The sequence below is a fragment of the Cupriavidus sp. HMR-1 genome (assembly GCF_000319775.1).
In the GTDB taxonomy this organism is placed as follows: domain Bacteria; phylum Pseudomonadota; class Gammaproteobacteria; order Burkholderiales; family Burkholderiaceae; genus Cupriavidus; species Cupriavidus metallidurans.
This window is the reverse complement of the sequence record NZ_ANKP01000100.1, coordinates 1-15,916: the sequence shown is the minus strand read 5'-3', so window position 1 is coordinate 15,916 and position 15,916 is coordinate 1. Positions and strand designations below refer to the sequence as shown.

General features: G+C 62.1%; 16 protein-coding genes. 5 read left to right on the top strand and 11 right to left on the bottom strand.

All coding sequences use genetic code 11. From position 1 onward, the window contains the following. Positions 1-684: 684 nt before the first annotated feature. Positions 685-1,362, top strand: coding sequence for a carbonic anhydrase (locus tag D769_RS14470; RefSeq protein WP_040011055.1), 678 nt, complete (start codon positions 685-687; stop codon positions 1,360-1,362). A gap of 19 nt (positions 1,363-1,381) precedes the next feature. After that, positions 1,382-2,071, top strand: coding sequence for a potassium channel family protein (locus D769_RS14465; protein WP_008646213.1), 690 nt, complete (start codon positions 1,382-1,384; stop codon positions 2,069-2,071). Between the two features lie 123 nt (positions 2,072-2,194). Here the strand turns inward: D769_RS14465 and D769_RS31060 are convergent, their stop codons facing one another. The 6 genes from D769_RS31060 to D769_RS14440 form a co-directional block, all read right to left on the bottom strand. Further along, positions 2,195-2,503, bottom strand: a complete 309-nt coding sequence (locus D769_RS31060; protein ID WP_080709846.1) for a DUF202 domain-containing protein — start codon at positions 2,501-2,503, stop codon at positions 2,195-2,197. Next, entirely contained in the window at positions 2,500-2,859 is a 360-nt protein-coding gene (locus D769_RS14460) for a DUF202 domain-containing protein (protein WP_008646212.1), read from the bottom strand. Before D769_RS14460 ends, D769_RS31060 begins: the two co-directional genes overlap by 4 nt. 224 nt (positions 2,860-3,083) lie before the next feature. Continuing rightward, a complete protein-coding gene (locus D769_RS14455) occupies positions 3,084-4,061 on the bottom strand; it encodes a tripartite tricarboxylate transporter substrate binding protein (protein WP_008646210.1) in 978 nt (325 codons plus the stop codon). 24 nt (positions 4,062-4,085) lie between these two features. Next, entirely contained in the window at positions 4,086-5,711 is a 1,626-nt protein-coding gene (locus tag D769_RS14450) for a GMC family oxidoreductase N-terminal domain-containing protein (protein ID WP_008646209.1), read from the bottom strand. After that, on the bottom strand, positions 5,708-6,325 hold the full coding sequence (locus tag D769_RS14445) for a thiamine pyrophosphate-dependent enzyme (protein WP_008646208.1): 618 nt from the start codon (positions 6,323-6,325) through the stop codon (positions 5,708-5,710). Before D769_RS14445 ends, D769_RS14450 begins: the two co-directional genes overlap by 4 nt. Beyond that, positions 6,316-6,843 (bottom strand): thiamine pyrophosphate-binding protein, encoded by a 528-nt coding sequence (locus tag D769_RS14440; RefSeq protein WP_008646207.1) that lies wholly within the window; start codon positions 6,841-6,843, stop codon positions 6,316-6,318. The genes D769_RS14445 and D769_RS14440 overlap by 10 nt, the downstream gene beginning before the upstream one ends. 115 nt (positions 6,844-6,958) lie before the next feature. Here D769_RS14440 and D769_RS14435 point away from each other — a divergent pair, with 115 nt between their 5' ends. Continuing rightward, on the top strand, positions 6,959-7,927 hold the full coding sequence (locus tag D769_RS14435; RefSeq protein ID WP_008646206.1) for a LysR substrate-binding domain-containing protein: 969 nt from the start codon (positions 6,959-6,961) through the stop codon (positions 7,925-7,927). A gap of 325 nt (positions 7,928-8,252) precedes the next feature. Then, entirely contained in the window at positions 8,253-8,639 is a 387-nt protein-coding gene (locus tag D769_RS14430) for a VOC family protein (protein ID WP_008646205.1), read from the top strand. Between the two features lie 33 nt (positions 8,640-8,672). Here the strand turns inward: D769_RS14430 and D769_RS14425 are convergent, their stop codons facing one another. From D769_RS14425 to D769_RS14405, 5 genes are all read right to left on the bottom strand, one after another. Next, positions 8,673-9,788 carry a porin gene (locus D769_RS14425; protein ID WP_008646202.1) on the bottom strand — a complete coding sequence of 372 codons (1,116 nt, stop codon included), beginning with the start codon at positions 9,786-9,788 and terminating at the stop codon, positions 8,673-8,675. A gap of 117 nt (positions 9,789-9,905) precedes the next feature. Next, positions 9,906-11,333 (bottom strand): amino acid permease, encoded by a 1,428-nt coding sequence (locus tag D769_RS14420; RefSeq protein WP_008646201.1) that lies wholly within the window; start codon positions 11,331-11,333, stop codon positions 9,906-9,908. Positions 11,334-11,367: 34 nt separating this feature from the next. Beyond that, a complete protein-coding gene (gene kynU / locus D769_RS14415) occupies positions 11,368-12,597 on the bottom strand; it encodes a kynureninase (RefSeq protein ID WP_008646200.1) in 1,230 nt (409 codons plus the stop codon). Between the two features lie 70 nt (positions 12,598-12,667). Further along, positions 12,668-13,192 (bottom strand): 3-hydroxyanthranilate 3,4-dioxygenase, encoded by a 525-nt coding sequence (locus tag D769_RS14410; protein WP_008646199.1) that lies wholly within the window; start codon positions 13,190-13,192, stop codon positions 12,668-12,670. A 168-nt stretch (positions 13,193-13,360) separates the two neighbouring features. Next, positions 13,361-14,338, bottom strand: coding sequence for a LysR substrate-binding domain-containing protein (locus D769_RS14405; RefSeq protein ID WP_008646198.1), 978 nt, complete (start codon positions 14,336-14,338; stop codon positions 13,361-13,363). A gap of 352 nt (positions 14,339-14,690) precedes the next feature. On the opposite strand from D769_RS14405, the gene D769_RS14400 reads away from it, so the two are divergent. After that, positions 14,691-15,731, top strand: a complete 1,041-nt coding sequence (locus D769_RS14400) for a porin (protein ID WP_008646197.1) — start codon at positions 14,691-14,693, stop codon at positions 15,729-15,731. The last annotated feature ends 185 nt before the right edge of the window (positions 15,732-15,916 follow it).

Sequence of the window (15,916 nt, the reverse complement as noted above, 5' to 3'; positions counted from 1 at the left end):
ACCACGCCGTCTGGCCATGTAGACGGCGAGTCCTCCTATTCTGTACGCGCGGACAGACCGCTATACGTATCCCCGGCGTAAATCAAGTCCCGGAATCAGCGCCGCCGAGGCCATCGCAATAGCAGCATTGGAATCATGGCGAGCATGTTCCATCCTGGCCAGAACTTCGCGAGCGCCAGCGCAGCAATCGCGCAAGCTGCGAACATCCTGCTGCGATAACGCAATCGCTTGGCGGTGGCTGTCGCAGTAGTCGCGGCATCGAGCAGTAACTCAGGATGTTTCAGCACGTGTGCAATCCTGCGCCACATACACAGGGCAATGCATAGTAAATGGCCACTGTATAGCTGGGATGCAGTCGCCAGATCCCCGTACGCTCCTTGCACTGAGACGGTACAACGATAGCCCGTCTCAGGCTGTGTTTGCTTCCGCACCGACCTGATGACATCCAGCGTGTGTGAATACATCGAGAAGCAACGTGGCGACAACCTGGTCCCTCGCAGTTCCCGACGATGAAAGGTATCCCAACCCGATTGATCGCCCTCTCGGTGCATATTTGACTACATCTCGCCACCTCAGGACCGTAGTGAGCATGTCCCGGTACCACTCCAGGAACCGTTGATACCCGTACCCGGGTCTCGCAAGGACCGGAAGAATTGTCAGGCTCAACAATGTCAGAAGCACACCATGCGCAAACTCATAATGGGCATTGTGGAATTTCGCGAGAAGATGCTACCGCGGTACGCAGAACAGTTCAGCAGGCTCGCACTCGCGCAAACGCCTGATGCGCTCTTCATCACATGCTCGGATAGTCGGGTTGTTCCGGACCTGCTCGCATCGACGCATCCCGGCGATCTTTTTACGATGCGCAACGTTGGCAATCTGATACCCCCGGCAACTGCGGAAGGCGTCTCGACCGGCGATCTCTCCGAGGCAAGCGCAATCGAGTACGCGGTGTTGGTGCTGAAGGTCGCGAACATTGTCGTGTGCGGGCATTCCGAATGCGGCGCCATGAAAGCTGTCTATTCACGCAACCCGAAGCTGAAAGCACCAAATCTCGATAAATGGCTTTATCACGCCAGCAATGCAGCCTTCCGCCTCGAACATGAGGGTGCGCTCGATGAAAGCCTGAAGCCGCACGACCAGTTGTCACAGCTCAACGTCCTCGTGCAGATCGAACATCTGATGACTTACCCTATCGTACGCCAGCAAGTTATGGCGAGGGCGCTCGTACTGAGCGGCTGGTGGTTCGACATCGCCACGGGCGACATGTACGCCTATGAGCGGGCAAGCCGTTCGTTCGAGGTCATTGATCGCGCGCTGGCCGAGCGGCTTGCTTCGCGCCTTGCCTCGCTCGCGCGGTGAGGGCCGGGACGATATCAGCATGGCCATCCGTACCACGCGCGACGCGCTCTCTCGCATTTTCTACCAGCGCTGTTTCTGGCTCTTTTTGGTGTTGCTCACGCTCATCGGCGCGGTATCGTTTGTCCCACCGAGCGACAGTGGCCGCCTCGTCCTGAACATCGTCAATATGTTCCTGCTGCTGGCGACCGTGGCAGCAGTCGGCCGCACAACCCTGTCGTTCGTGATCGTGCTGTTGCTTGCCCTCCCGGCCATGTGGTTCCAGTACCTCGGCCTTTGGCACGATGACGACAGCAGCCTCGCCGTATCCTGGCTGTTCAGCGTTGCGCTCTACTTCATCACCGTCGCGTATCTTCTCCGCTATGTCTTCCAGCCCAGGATCATGACGCCGGACAAGCTGTTTGGCGCCGCTGCCGCCTATCTGCTGATCGGCGTCCTCTGGGCGTACGTCTACGCGAGTATCGGATTCTTCTATCCGCAGTCGTACATGGTCGTCGGGCAACCGGGAAGGCTCGTCTACGCCGACGCGCTTTACTTCAGCATAACCGTCCTCACGAGCACAGGCTTCGGCGACATCACGCCACTGACGCGGCCGGCACGCGGCATGTGCATGGTGGAACAGATCACCGGCAGCTTGTTCGTCGCGATCCTGATCGCCCGCCTCGCCGGTGTTTATCCTCCGCGAGAGAGTTACACAGACGAAAAATCCTAGTGCTGTCCCGTCTCAAACTGAATAGGTAGCCAATCCGTGGCGGAGTGGGGTCAGCCAATGCCTGTGGGCACCCGACGACATCTGCCTCCCCAGTACTTACACGCTCGCGAAGCAATGCCAGTCTTACTTTCCTACGCGGATAACGACTGATGCAACGCAAGCGAGCAAGACGGTGCAGAGACAGACGATCATCAATGCCGCATGGACTGAGGGCGGAGCCGTTTCGAGCGTGAGCGAGCGATGGCGATACCACCCTACAGCAAACATGGCCAAAGCGCCAACGACAACCAGCAAGGCGGCCACCCACAAGCCGGCGGAATGTGCCTCCGCGGCGGCGCGCACTAGTAGAGCACCGTTGACCAGTGTGGAAAGTGCTGTACGTCTCCATGCGAGCGCTGTGCGCTCCGGCTGGGCTCCAGGATCGCGACTCACTGAAGCTTGACCACCAGTCCGACAGTAAGGACCAATGCTACGCAGCTGATCACAGCACTGAGCAGCGGGATGCCGATAGAGGCAGGAAGGGGCCCGGAATGACGCATCGCGATCTCATTCCCCTTCCAACGAGAATAAGCGCAGCCTGCCATCACCGCTGCCAGCAACGACAACGCTAGTGCTACACCAGAAAGTACGGCTTTCGATTCCACATGGCTAGCGAATTGGTCGAGAACAATGCCGCCAGCCAAGACGGCAAGTGCAGTCCGAATCCAAGCCAGAAAGGTGCGCTCGTTCGCAAGCGTGAATCGATAGTCCGGCTCCTGACCAAGCATCTGCCACTGCGGTCGCTTCATATTCGTACTACTCCTCGGGACAATTACTGGGCGCCTGGCGCATACAAAGGTGGTACCCCCCGGCGCCCGGCACCATCCAGTGGTACTTGAAACTCGGCATGGAATAGTCGATTTGACGAGGGCATTCCAAATGCCGACTGGATGAGAGGCGAGCCAGGAGAGATGATCGTAGTTATTGCAAACTCAATGACGCGATGAATCAGATCGCAGGATCGGCGCTTGCCTCAGTGAACCTGAATGCCGGTCTCGGCAATCTTCTTTCCCCAAGTGTCGTAGTCGCTGCGAATGCGGTCGCGCAACTCGGCTGGCGTCGAGGTCTGCGGCAGCATGCCCATGCTCTGAAGTCGCTCTGCAATCTCCGGTCCGTTGACAGCCCTACGCAAGGATTCCTCAAGGCGCCTCATCGCGTCCGGCGGGACTCCCGCAGGTGCTACCAAACCGTACCAGGAGTTCAGGCCGAACTGAATGCCGAGCTCCCTGAACGTGGGCACCGAGGGAAACATTGGGGAGCGCTGCGGCGAGGTAACAGCAAGAACGCGCACCTTCCCGGCCTTCACTTGCGTCGACGCCAGGCCCCATCCGCCGAAGACCGCATCGATCTCGCCGCCCAGCATGGCCATTACGGATTCGCTGGACCCCTTGTAAGGAATGTGCAGGATGTTAACGCCAGCGGCCTTGTTCATGACCTCGCCGCTGATATGACCCGCGCTACCCTCTCCCCATGAGCCAAAACTAAGTTTTCCCGGGCTAGACTTTGCTCGCGCTATCAGATCGGCATAGGAGGTGATCGGCGAGTTCTTCGGCACCATCAACGCGTTTCCAGAAACGGAGATCAGGCCGATCGGGGCGATGTCGGCAAGCGGGTCAAAGAGTCTCTTGGCGATAAGGTGAGGCGACAGCGCAAGCGCCGCCTGGTAGACGATGCCGATGGTGTATCCGTCAGCTTTCGCGTTTGCGACCGAGGCCACACCGATCAATCCGCTGGCGCCAACCTTGTTCTCGACGACGATCGGCTGTCGCAGGTCCACACTCATTTTCCGGGCCACGAGGCGCGCGAGGATGTCGGGCTCGCCGCCCGCGCTGGCAGGTACCACTAGCCTGATTGGCCGCACCGGAAATCCGGTTTCCGCCTGCGCCGTGGCACTCAGGGAGATGCAGCAAAGCGCCGCAAGGGAAATCAAACGAGCAAAGTGTTTCTTCATGACGTTAACCTGTAAGGAGGGAGGTCAGCGGTTGGCGTCTTCAAGTATCAGATCGACCGCCTTCTCGCCAATAGCAATCGACGGCGCGTTGGTGTTGGCAGAGGGCATCGTCGGCATGACGGATGCGTCTGCAACACGCAGGCACGACACGCCGCGCACGCGCAGACGCTCGTCCACCACCGATCTCGCATCGGTACCCATGCGGCAGGAGCCGATGGGGTGATAGGAGGTCTGGCCGACCGCGCGCGCGTAGTCGAGCAGTTCCTCATCGGAGTTGCCCGCGGGCCCGGGTCGGGTTTCCCGCACCACGAAGCGCGCGAGGGCCGGCTGCTGGGCAACTCTGCGCGCCAACCGCAGTGCCCCGAGCATCGAAGCGACATCGTCGGGGTGTTGCAGGTAGTTGGCGTTCATCGCGGGTGCCTGAGCAGGGTCAGGCGAAACGATATGCACCGTGCCCTGTGACTTCGGCGTGAGCGCAAAGGTCCCGATGGAGAAGCCCGAGAACTCGTCCAGGACCAGCTTGCCGGCCGTGCGCGCGTCGGCGCTCGATAGGTAGTGCAACTGGAGCTTTGCGTCCGCCTGACTCAGGTGCGGCGCGGTGCGCACCAAGGCATGCGCGACCGCGCTACCGCTGCTCATGAGACCGTTGCCATGCACGGCCAGGCGCGCCGCCATCAGTGCCTTGCGCCACAGGCTCGGCATGATCTGGTTGAGCGTCACAGCATTGCGAGATTCGAAGGTCAGGCGCACATGTAGATGGTCGCGCAGACATTCGCCCACCTCCGGCGCATGATGCCGCACGTCGATGCCCAGGGCGCGCAGGCGCGCCGCATCGCCAATGCCTGAGAGCTCCAGCAGTTGCGGGGACTGCAGCGCACCGGCAGAGAGGATGACTTCCTTCGCGGCAAACACTTGACGCAGTTCGCCGCCGACTCGGTACTCGACACCGCATGCCCGCGAGCCGTCGAACAGGATGCGCTGTGCCATGGCGCCTGTCTGCACGCTCAACCTGCTGTTGGCAGGCAGAGACTTCAGGTAGGCATCGCGTGCGCTGACACGCAGGCCGCGCCGGGTGTTGAGCTGGAGGTAGCCAACCCCTTCGTAGTTGGTGCCGTTGTAGTCCGGGTTGGCCGGTATGCCGGCCTGCACGCAAGCCTGCACAAAGCCCTCCATTAACGGCAGATGCGGCCCGTACTCGCTCACCCGCACCGGGCCGGCGTGCCCGCGCATCGCCGGGTCGCCCGCCCGGTAGCACTCTGCACGTTTCAGATAGGGCTTGAACTTGTCGCTGCCCCAGTCTGCGAGGCCATGCTCGTCGCGCCAGCGGTCGTACTCCTGGCTATCGCCGTGCACCCAGATCATTCCGTTGACCGCCGAGGAACCACCCAGCACCCGGCCACGCGGCCAGTAGATTTTCCGGTCGTTCAACTGCTTTTCGGGTTCCGTGAAGAAGCGCCGCACGACCCGCTCATCGCGAATCAGGTAGGCAACTCCCGCAGGCACTCGAACCCACACCTGGCGCGAGTCGTTGCCTGCCTCGAGTAGCGTCACGCTGTGCTTGCCAGAGCGTGCTAGACCGGCAGCCAGAGCGCAGCCGGCGGAACCGGCGCCGACCACGACGTAGTCTGCCGTTGTCTGCGTCGCCTTCATGCGAGGGTTCCCAGGTTGCGCATCAATCGCTGCGCCTCCTTGCCCATGCGCTCGAAGCGAGCGTCTGGCTGCTCCGGCTGCAGAAACGTCGGGCCGAAGCGCGGCGCCGTCGGTGCAATGGTCAGTTCAATCAGTGCTGGAGCGGGCTGGGTCAGGCAGGAAGCAATGGCCTCCCGAAGGTGCGCCGCCTGGTCAAAGCGCGTCGCACTGGCATAGCCAGCGGCCATGGCCATCGCGCAGAAGTCGATCGGCGCAGAACCCGCCACCGCCAGGTTGGCGCCGCCGTTGAACTGCACCCCATTGGCAAACACGAAGTGGTAGAGGTTCGCCGGGCGCACGCCCGCGACTGTCGCCAGCACGCCAAGCTCCATCAGCAGACTGGCGTCGCCGTCCAGCACGATAACCTTGCGCTGCGGGACCGAGAGCGCCAATCCCAGCGCCAAACCGGCCGCGCCGCCCATCAGCGGCACGGAGGAAAGGCCGAGCGCATAGTCCGGATCGATCTGATCCATGCAGTTCATGGCGGACATCGTGCTGACCACGATTGCCTCGGCGCGCGCGTCGCGAATGATCTCGCAAGCTTCTTGTGTATTCAGAGTCATGCTCAGTTCCATCCGGTGTAGTGACCAATCAGCACAGCGGCAGGCATGTGGCGTGCAACGCTGGCTCTCGCCGCTTCCTCGATACAACCAACGTCCTGCGGCCCATCCAGGCGCCAATGCGGGATACCCATCACGTCCAGCATCGGTTCCACGAGGTTCACCACACGCCGGCGCGATTGGGCAGGGTCTTGTCCAACGTTGTCGAACTCGCGCCCGAACTGGCCAACCACCAGCAGCATCGGCAGGCCGGCATCCAGGCCAACGGCGCGCAAGCTGTTCATGCAATTGAGCAGGCCCTGATTCTGGATAAGTACGGCTGTCCGCTTACCACCAATCTGCAAGCCCCCGGCCACATGGATGGCCTGGTTCTCGTCCGAGCAATGGATGACTTTGAATTGCGCGCGGCGATCGAGCAGGGCGTGAACCGAGAGCTGAACGAAGTCGGGCACGGTGACGATGTGATGCAAGCCGCTTGCGTCAAGGCAGTCGACGATGGCACTTGCAGCAACCGATGAAGGAAGGGAGGTCATGGGTTCGCTTCTGGAAAAGGTGCAGGTAGTTTAAGAAGCAAGCCAATAATCGACTATTCAGATAATCTGATACATTGATGCCAAAAACGTATCGCCGTGATCAGGCATTACCACCGTGGACGACCTTAACCATCACCTGTTGCGCAAATTGCGCCTGCGGCATTTCGAACTGCTGGGCCACCTCGGGGAAGTGGCGACTGTGCACGCGGCTGCCAAGCGCATGCACCTCACCCAGCCGGCTGTGTCGCGCATGATCCAGGAGATCGAGGAAATCTTCGGTGGCCCCCTGTTCGATCGCACCGCGCGCGGGATTTCCGCCAACCACATCGGGCTCGCGTTGATGCGTCGCTCCGGGATGCTGGTGGCAGAACTCGCAGCAGCCCAGCAGGAGGCCACCGTGATGCGCGCGGGCGCCAGCGGGATGCTGCGCATCGGCACCTTCTCCGGTTCTACCTCATTGCCGCAGGGCATCGTCGAGTTACGACGACGCATGCCGAATGTGTTCGTTCAGATCCGTGAAGCGCAAGTGAGTCAGCTCATCGCCGACCTGCTGCAGGGCGAAATCGATTGCATCGTCGGGGCGCTCGCGCCCGATGAGCTGAATAACGAGCGGCTGGACCGCCTGCGTGTCGACGTGCTAGCCGAAGATCATATGTGCGTGGTCGCGTCCCGTACCCATCCGCTGGCCAAGCGAAAGAAGATCAGCTGGAATCAACTTGCCGAACAGCAATGGATCCTGCCCCCCCGGGGCTCCCTGCTGCGCCGCGCCGTTATCGCCGCCAGCCTGACAGAAGGCATCACGCCGCCACAACCGTGCATCGAATGCCTCTCTCCCCTCACGGTGCTAACGCTCATTCGCCTGGACCCGCGTTGTATCGGGCCGATGCGCGTGCAGCAGGCACAAGAGGAGGTCAGAATCAACAAGAGCCTGGTCATCCTCGATGTGCAACGCATCGCCGCGATGCCCCCCTTGACGATGATCACGCGAACCGCAACGGGTATGCGCGAGCTTGTGGTTGCTCTGAAGAGTTGCCTCGTGGATTCAGTCGGCGGCAATTCCACGAAGCCGACTATCTCAGGGTAAGCGCAGTCGAGCTTGCCACGAGCGCGGTCGCCTGCCGAGCATACCTGCACGAGTACAGGAACCATCGATACCGGCGCCCAGCAGTTCCCAGCACTTGACGCGCTGTCCGACGTGGCAACGGCCAATGCAAAAGATGCGCGCGCGGAGTAGCGATCGAGCTATACCGAGCTTTACCGAGCAATTCCCCTGTTCTCCCAATAACTGGCTCCAGGTAAGCAGCACCGCCGCTTGAGCCACACTATCTGTTCAGGTATCGTCTCGCGAGTCGTGCAGCGGATGCACCCATGCGGACTACCTACCTGTTGATTGTGAGAGGTGAGAACTGATGATCGACCATACCGGCGTCAACGTTAGCGATTTCTCCCGGAGTCTGGACTTCTACGCTGCTGCGCTTGGCGCGATTGGCATCGTCAAGATCATGGAAATTCCGGCCAGCGTGACTGGGCACACTGACGTGGCCGGATTCGGGCCGCCGGGAAAGCCGGAGTTCTGGCTTATTTCGGGCACCCCCAACAAGCCACCGCTGCACGTCGCTTTCCGCGTAGACAGCCGGGCGGAAGTCGATGCGTTCTACAAGGCCGCCATGGCGGCCGGCGGCCGCGACAACGGTGGCCCCGGGTTGCGACCGCACTATCATCCGGACTACTACGGCGCCTTCGTTCTCGATCCAGACGGCCACAACATCGAAGCAGTCTGCCACCAGGCCGCCTGACTACTTTCGGTTGAAGGCGGTAACGGCAGGAGATCAGAAATTGTGGGTGATGCCCAGACCGAAGCCGCTGACCGCATCGCCTGCCTTCAGGCCGGGCACGGAGTTGGCCGACAGGTTATAGCTGGCGGTGGCGTGGTTAACCAGACGCGTATAGGCCGCCCAGAGTTCAGTACGCTTTGACAGCGTATAGCCATATCCCAGCGACACCTGCCACGCGCCGGAATCAGTGCCCGGCAGGCCGATACCGCCCACGGCCTGGACAGTGTTGCCGTGGGCATTGCCTCCCTGCGTGTACGACGCACGGAACGTATGTGGCCCGCGATTGTAGGTAGCCGCAGCCTGCCACGCATCGCGCCGCACCGACTGCCCCGGCGCAGGCTCGTAGCTGAGCCGCTCATAGGCGGCGCGCAATCTGACGCCGCCGATGGCGTACACCAGTCCGACCCGATCGGCGTAGTCGTGCGAGCCACTATAGAAATAATCGCCGTGGTACTCGTGGCCCCACGCCGCATACCATTGGCCGGATTCGTAGCTGACCAGCCCAGACCAGGCAATCGGATTCGTGGTGGCCGTGCGGTTTTCCGGCATCGATACCGCCACGCGCGCCGACACACCGCCCCAGTCCGGCGTGGCGTACTGGACAAGGTTGGGCTGGCGACGGTCGAACGACTGCGGCGAGACGCCATTCGCGGCGGTCACGAAGCCATTCCCCATGATCGAGTTGGACGCAAAGATCCCTGCCGTGAACGGGTCCACCTTGTACACCGACACGTAGCGCAGGGGCATCTCCCACTGCCCCATCCAGAACTGCCCCCAGGGGCCGCTCAGACCAACGGCGGTATTGCGGTCACCGATCTGCGCGGTGCCGGTGCCGTCCATGCGCAGGTTCGTCTCGATCTGGAAGAAGGCACGGTTGCCGCCTCCCAGCGACTCCCCGCCACGAAAGCCGAGCACCGACAGATCGTTGGACAGGCGTGCCAGGGACTGGCTGCGCCCGTTCCCGGAAACCTGGATCGACTCGACGTTCTCCTTGATGAAACCGTAGATCTGCACACCGTCGCTCTGGGCGGCGGCTGGGGTGGCTGCGCATAGCAGCACGGGAAATGAGGCAACGAGCGGTGCGAGCCGCCCCCGGTACAACGGTTCCATTTTGTCTCCATGTCGTTATGAGTACAGTTTCTTACAAACGAACTCACATTTGAAGTTCGTGTATACACCAATAAGAAACAGTATTCATCGCATGGAGACCGCCTGCAGATTCGACCGTTACCAGCTGTTGCGCACCTCCGCGTGCCCGGCGTCTTCCCCGTCCCCTTGTGCTGCACCACCGCGCTTCCGGTACCAGAGCCAGTAGGCCGCCGACAGCGCCAGCATGAAAGGCACGCCCGCCACCAGGGTCATCCTGAACTCCGGCGTGAACCACGTTGTCACCAGCGTGGCGAACATCAGCCCCGCGCCGAGCAGCGTTGTCACCGGAAAGCCCCACATCCTGAAGGCGAGCGGCCGCCCCCGGTGTTGCCGCCGAAAGAACAGATGCGTGATGAAGATCATCAGCCAGGTGAACATCGCACCGAACATCGAGATCGCCATCATCAGCATGAACGAGGCATCCGGATACACCACGTTGAGCACCACCGCGAAGGCGATGCCAACGGTGGACAACAACAACGCCGTCATGGGCACGCCGCGACCGTTGACCTGACCCAGCGCCTTTGGCGCGTAGCCCGCGCGGGACAAGCTGAACATCATCCGTGTGGTGATATAGAGCTGGCTGTTCATGGCAGACAACGCCGCCACCAGAATCACGAAGTTGAACACCGCCGCGGCACCCGGTACGCGCGTGGCCGCCATCACCCTGACGAACGGACTTTCACCGGCGCCGGCCGCCGTCCACGGCACGATCATCAGCATCAGCGCGAGCGTCAGCAGATAGAAGAACACCAGACGCACCATGGTCGCGCGAAATGCGCGCGTGATGGCGGTCTCCGGGTCGCGTGCCTCGCCGGCCGCCACGGCAATCATCTCGATGCTCAGGTAGCTGAAGATGGACACGATCACCGCCACCCACGTACCCCACATCCCTTTCGGGAAGAAGCCACCATGCGCGGTGTAGTTGGCCAACCCGATGCCTGACTCGGCCGGCGCACGTGTCACCACATAGGCGCCGAGCAGGATAAAGCCGACGATGGCGGCAATCTTCAGCATCGAGAACACATATTCGACCGCGCCGAACACCTTGACGCTGGTGGCGTTGATGCCGATCAGCGCAGCGGAGAAACCGACGATCCAGTACCACCCGGGCACCGCCGGAAACCAGTACTTCATGTAGACCGCGATGGCCGTGACTTCCGTGCCGACCGCGAATACGATCGACGACCAGTAGGCATAGCGCACCAGGAATCCGGCCAGCGGCCCGATGTAATGCTCCGCATTGGCGCCGAACGAGCCGGAAGTCGGATGCGCCACCGTCATCTCGGCCAGGCAGCCCATCAGCAGCAAGGCGATCAACGCCCCGATGGCGTAGCTCACCAGCACGCTCGGGCCTGCGAAGCCGATGGCAAACCCGCTCCCCAGGAACAGGCCCGTACCAATCGCGCCACCGATGGCGATCATGGAGAGCTGTCCGGTGGACAGCCCCCGATGCAGCCCCTGCTCCCGCTCGACGATTGCGTCGAATCCCTGTTGCTGCCTCATCGCTTGTCTCCTCTTATTGTTCTGGCCGTTGCACTCAGGTCACTGACTTGCGCGTGCGGAACGCTTCCGTGTTCCACGCCTCGCTTGTGACGATGTCCTTCAGTGCTGCGATGGTGTCCCAGATATCAACATGGCGAACGTAGAGCGCGGCAACACCGAAGCGCAGGATGTCAGGGGCGCGAAAATCGCCGATGATGTTGCGCGCGATCAGCGCCTGCATGATCGCGTAGCCCTCCGCATGCCGCAGCGATACCTGGCTGCCGCGTTGCTCTGCATCACGCGGCGTGGCCAGCGTGAAACCCAGTCCCGCCAGTTCCTGCTCGGCCAGTGCGATAAACAGGTCGCCCAGCGACACGCTCTTCTCGCGCAATGCTTCCATGTCGACACCGTCGAACGCTTCCAGCGCGCTCTCCAGCGAAATCAGGCCGAGTTGCGGCGCGGTACCCGTCAACATCCGGTCGATACCGGCATGCGGTGCGTACTCGTGCGTGAACGCAAATGGCTGAGCGTGGCCATGCCAGCCGGAAAGCGGCTGACGGACATGCTCCAGGTGGCGCGAGGCGACGAACACGAACGCAGGCGCACCGGGGCCCCCGTTCAGATACTTGTATCCGCATCCGACCGCAAAATCGACCTCGCAGCGATTCAGATAGACCGGCATGGCGCCCGCCGTGTGGCAGAGGTCCCAGACCACCAGCGCGCCAGCCTCGTGCGCGCGGCGGGTCATCGCCTCCATGTCGTAACGCTTGCCCGTCTTGTAGTTCACGTGGGTCAGCGAGACGATGGCCACGTTCTCGTCGATTGCGGACATCACCTCTTCCGGATCGACGCAACGCAGCTCACAGCCCGTCATCTCCGCAACGCTCTCCGCAATGTAGACGTCGGTCGGGAAATTGGTACGCTCGGCGAGAATCACGCCGCGGCCGGGCCGCATACGGGTGGCCGCCACCAGTACCTTGAACAGGTTGACCGAGGTCGAATCGGCCACGATCACCTCACCCTGCCCGGCGCCAATCAGCCGGGCAATGCGATCGCCGGTGCGCTGCGGCGCGGGATACCAGTCGGCATCGTTCCACGAGCGGATCAGGCCTTCCGCCCATTCCTGTTCGATGGCCACCTTCATGCGCGCTGGCACATTGGCGGGCATCGCGCCAAGGGAATTGCCATCGAGGTAGATGGTGCCAGCCGGCAGCGCAAATCGTGCGCGGCAGCCAGCCAGTTTGTCTGCCGCATCCAGTGCGGCACAGTCTTCGCGAATCATCATGGGTTGCGGGAATGCTGCTAGAAAAAAGCGTGGAAATGCTGGTGTCCCATCGGGACGTCAACCCAGCGTGTCAGGCCGCGCGTCCGGGATGGACTTGTCCGCAGTGCGGGCAGCGGCGCTTGTCTTGCGAGGCGTAGAAGCTCTCGAAAAGAGGCGGGAGATCGGTGACGATGCTCTTGAGTTGCACCTCGACGCGATGCACCAGGTGACCGCATGCGTCGCAATACCACTCGAATCCGTCCAGCATGCCGGCGGGCCGCTGCCGTTCGATCACCAGGCAGGCGCTGCCGGCCTCGGGACGCTGCGGGGAATGGCGAACGTGCGGGGGCAGCAGGAAGATGTCACCCTCTTTCAGGTCCACCCGCTCGCGTCTGCCGTCGACCCAGAGATTCAGGTAGGCATTGCCGCGCAGCTGGTAGAAAAACTCTTCGAGCGGATCGTCGTGATAATCCGTGCGATGGTTGGGTCCACCCACCACCGTCACGATGAAGTCGCTGTCCTGCCACACCTGCCGGTTGCCGACGGGCGGCTTCAACAGGTGTGCATGCTCGTCGATCCAGCGCGGGAAATTGAAGGGCGCTCCGTAGGTCAGCATAGGTGTCTCTCTCCGTCGGCGTCGCGTCGCAACGCGCCACCGGCCTTTTGAATGGCTCGACCGGAGTCTAGGGGAGCCACGCCGGCCTCGATAATCAAACATCCGGCGCTGGCTATCCCGAACAGGAATACCAGCGCGTCCCGAAGCCCCCCTTTCGGAATGTGTCACTCAGCAAGGCAGCGGCACGTCGGGCACGCTTGCCTGCGCGGCCTCTCGCAGGCAAGCGATGAACGCGCGGCCCGCCGCGCTCTGTTCCTTGTTCGAACGCACCGAGAATCCAACCGTGCCGAAGGCGCAGGTCTCCGGCAGGTCGAGAACGCGCAGCAGGCCGGCGCGCGCGAACTGGTTCGCCGCCACGCTTGGCATCAGTGCAATGCGCGGGGTCTCCATCAGCAGCCCAAGGTTGGTCAGCAGCGACAGCGACTCGACAACGTCCCCTGGCAGCGGCAGGCCGGCAGTACGGAACAGCTGCTCCGCTGCCAGGCGTGCCGGAGAGTCGGACGTCGGGAGTATCCACGCCGAATCGGCCAGCTCGGACAGGTGCCCCACGCGATCCGGCGCGTCACCGTAGCCCTTGCCGACCACCGCGCAGAGCGACTCCTCGAACAACACCTCATGCGTCAGCGGGAAGGCCGTGGCAATCGGCAGTTCACGCTCGGGAAGGCGGCCGACGACGATGTCGAGGTCTCCCGTGGCCAGCGCCGGAAACAAGTGGGCGGTGGTGCCTTCGCGCACGGTCACCAGTACGTTCGGCGTGCGCGCCTTGAGCATGGAGATGGCCAGCGGCAACAGTCGTGCCGATGCCGAGATCAGCGTGCCGACGATGACGTGCCCGCTGGTCCCCAGCCGGAAATCGTTCAGTTCGTCGGTCATGTAACGCAGTTCGGCCATCAACGACTTGACGCGCTGGCCAAGCAGCAACCCAAGCTCCGTCGGCATCACGCCGCGGTTGGAACGCAGGAATAGCGCGCCATCGAAGCAAGACTCCAGTTCGTGGATCACCTTGGTCACGGCTGGCTGCGTCAGGCGCATGTCATTGGCGGCGCGCATCACCGAGCGCGTCTGCAGCACGCGCTCGAAGATCATCAGTTGGTTCAGCTTCAACCTGCGAATCAGCGAGATCTCGCTGAGTGGATTGACGGACATTTGAGCCTCGGAATCACAAAGTTGAGAAGTCCTGCGCGGGTAGCCAGCGATTTCCCGCGCTATACGTGCGGCATAGCGCACACACATTCGGGTCAACCCGCTATTACCAAACCCCCTCTGTGTATAAGAAAATAATCATCGGAATACACATACTCGTCTACGTATAATTTGTAACGCCCGAGTATACACGTTGAGGAAATACGCGGGAGAGAGGAAGACGCCGCCAGGCGAGGTCTTCCGCACGACGGCAGGGGGAGGTGCCTGCGGCGATGACCAGCAACCCACGTTGGCCGCGCCGCCGTGCGGATGGACGTTGCCCGCGACACAAGAAACGAAAAGATTCGGAGACACAATGAAAAGGAAGCTGCTTGTACCGGGCGCGATGCTGTTCGCATGCGCTGGTGCCTACGCCCAGAGCGCGGTATGGCTATCGGGCTACGTCGACCTGAACATCGAGCACCTGATTCAATCGGGCCCGGCCAGCGTCACTCGCATGACCAGCGGCGGGCTGAACAACTCGCGCTTCAACCTGAGCGGCGTCGAGGATCTCGGCGGCGGCTACAAGGCCGTGTTCACGATCGAGCCGATGTTCTCCGCCGACACGGGCGTGCAGTCGGCGCAGTTCCGTCAGTCCTTCGTCGGACTCAAGAGTGCGGACCTGGGCGAGGTGACGATGGGCCGCCAGTTCACGCCTTCATACTGGATTGCGGGTTATGCGGACCCGAGCTGGGCCGCCGCGTACAGTATGGTGAACAACATGGAGTTCTTCTACGCGTCCTATCGCGTGGACAACGCCATCCAGTACAAGACGCCGACCTTCTACGGATTCACCGGCCGCGTGATGTATGCGTTCGGACTCGAAGACACGACGCGTGCGGGGCGCTTCCTCAGTATCGGCGTGGACTACCGTAACGGCCCACTGTTCCTGGGCGCGGTCAGCGAGCAGCAGTACACACGCGATATCCACCAGGCGTCGCAGATCCCGTCGTCACGCGACAACTACTTCTCCGCGGTCTACCGCATCGGGGGCTTCGAGCCAACCGCCATCTTCCATACCTACAAGGGTTACTACGCGTATCCCCCCTATGTGGCGTTCAATTCGAGCGGCTGGGATGCCCAGATCGGCGCGCGCTGGAACATCGACGGCCGCAGCCGCTTGTATGGCAGCGTGGTCTATCGTCACGACGACAACAACAAGAGCATCACCAGCGCGACCGGTTTCGTGATCGGCTACATCTACGGCCTGTCCAAGCGTACCGATCTCTATGCCACCTACGCACACGTGCACAACCAGAACACGGTGCCGATCGCGTACCCGGTGACCTTCCAGTCCAACCCGAGTCCCGGACAGAACCCATCGGGGATGCAGCTTGGCATCCGCCACGCCTTCTGAACACACCCGCTTGCTGCCGGCGCTGCAGATGTGGCACCGGCTGGAACCACATCGCCTGATCAACAAGGAGTCAGTCATGCATCATCCCCAACGCCGGCATCGCCACACGGCCCTGACCGGGGGCTGCGCCCTGGCAGTCGCCCTGATGTCCACCGCCCTGCTGCCGCTGGCCGCGCGGGCCGCCG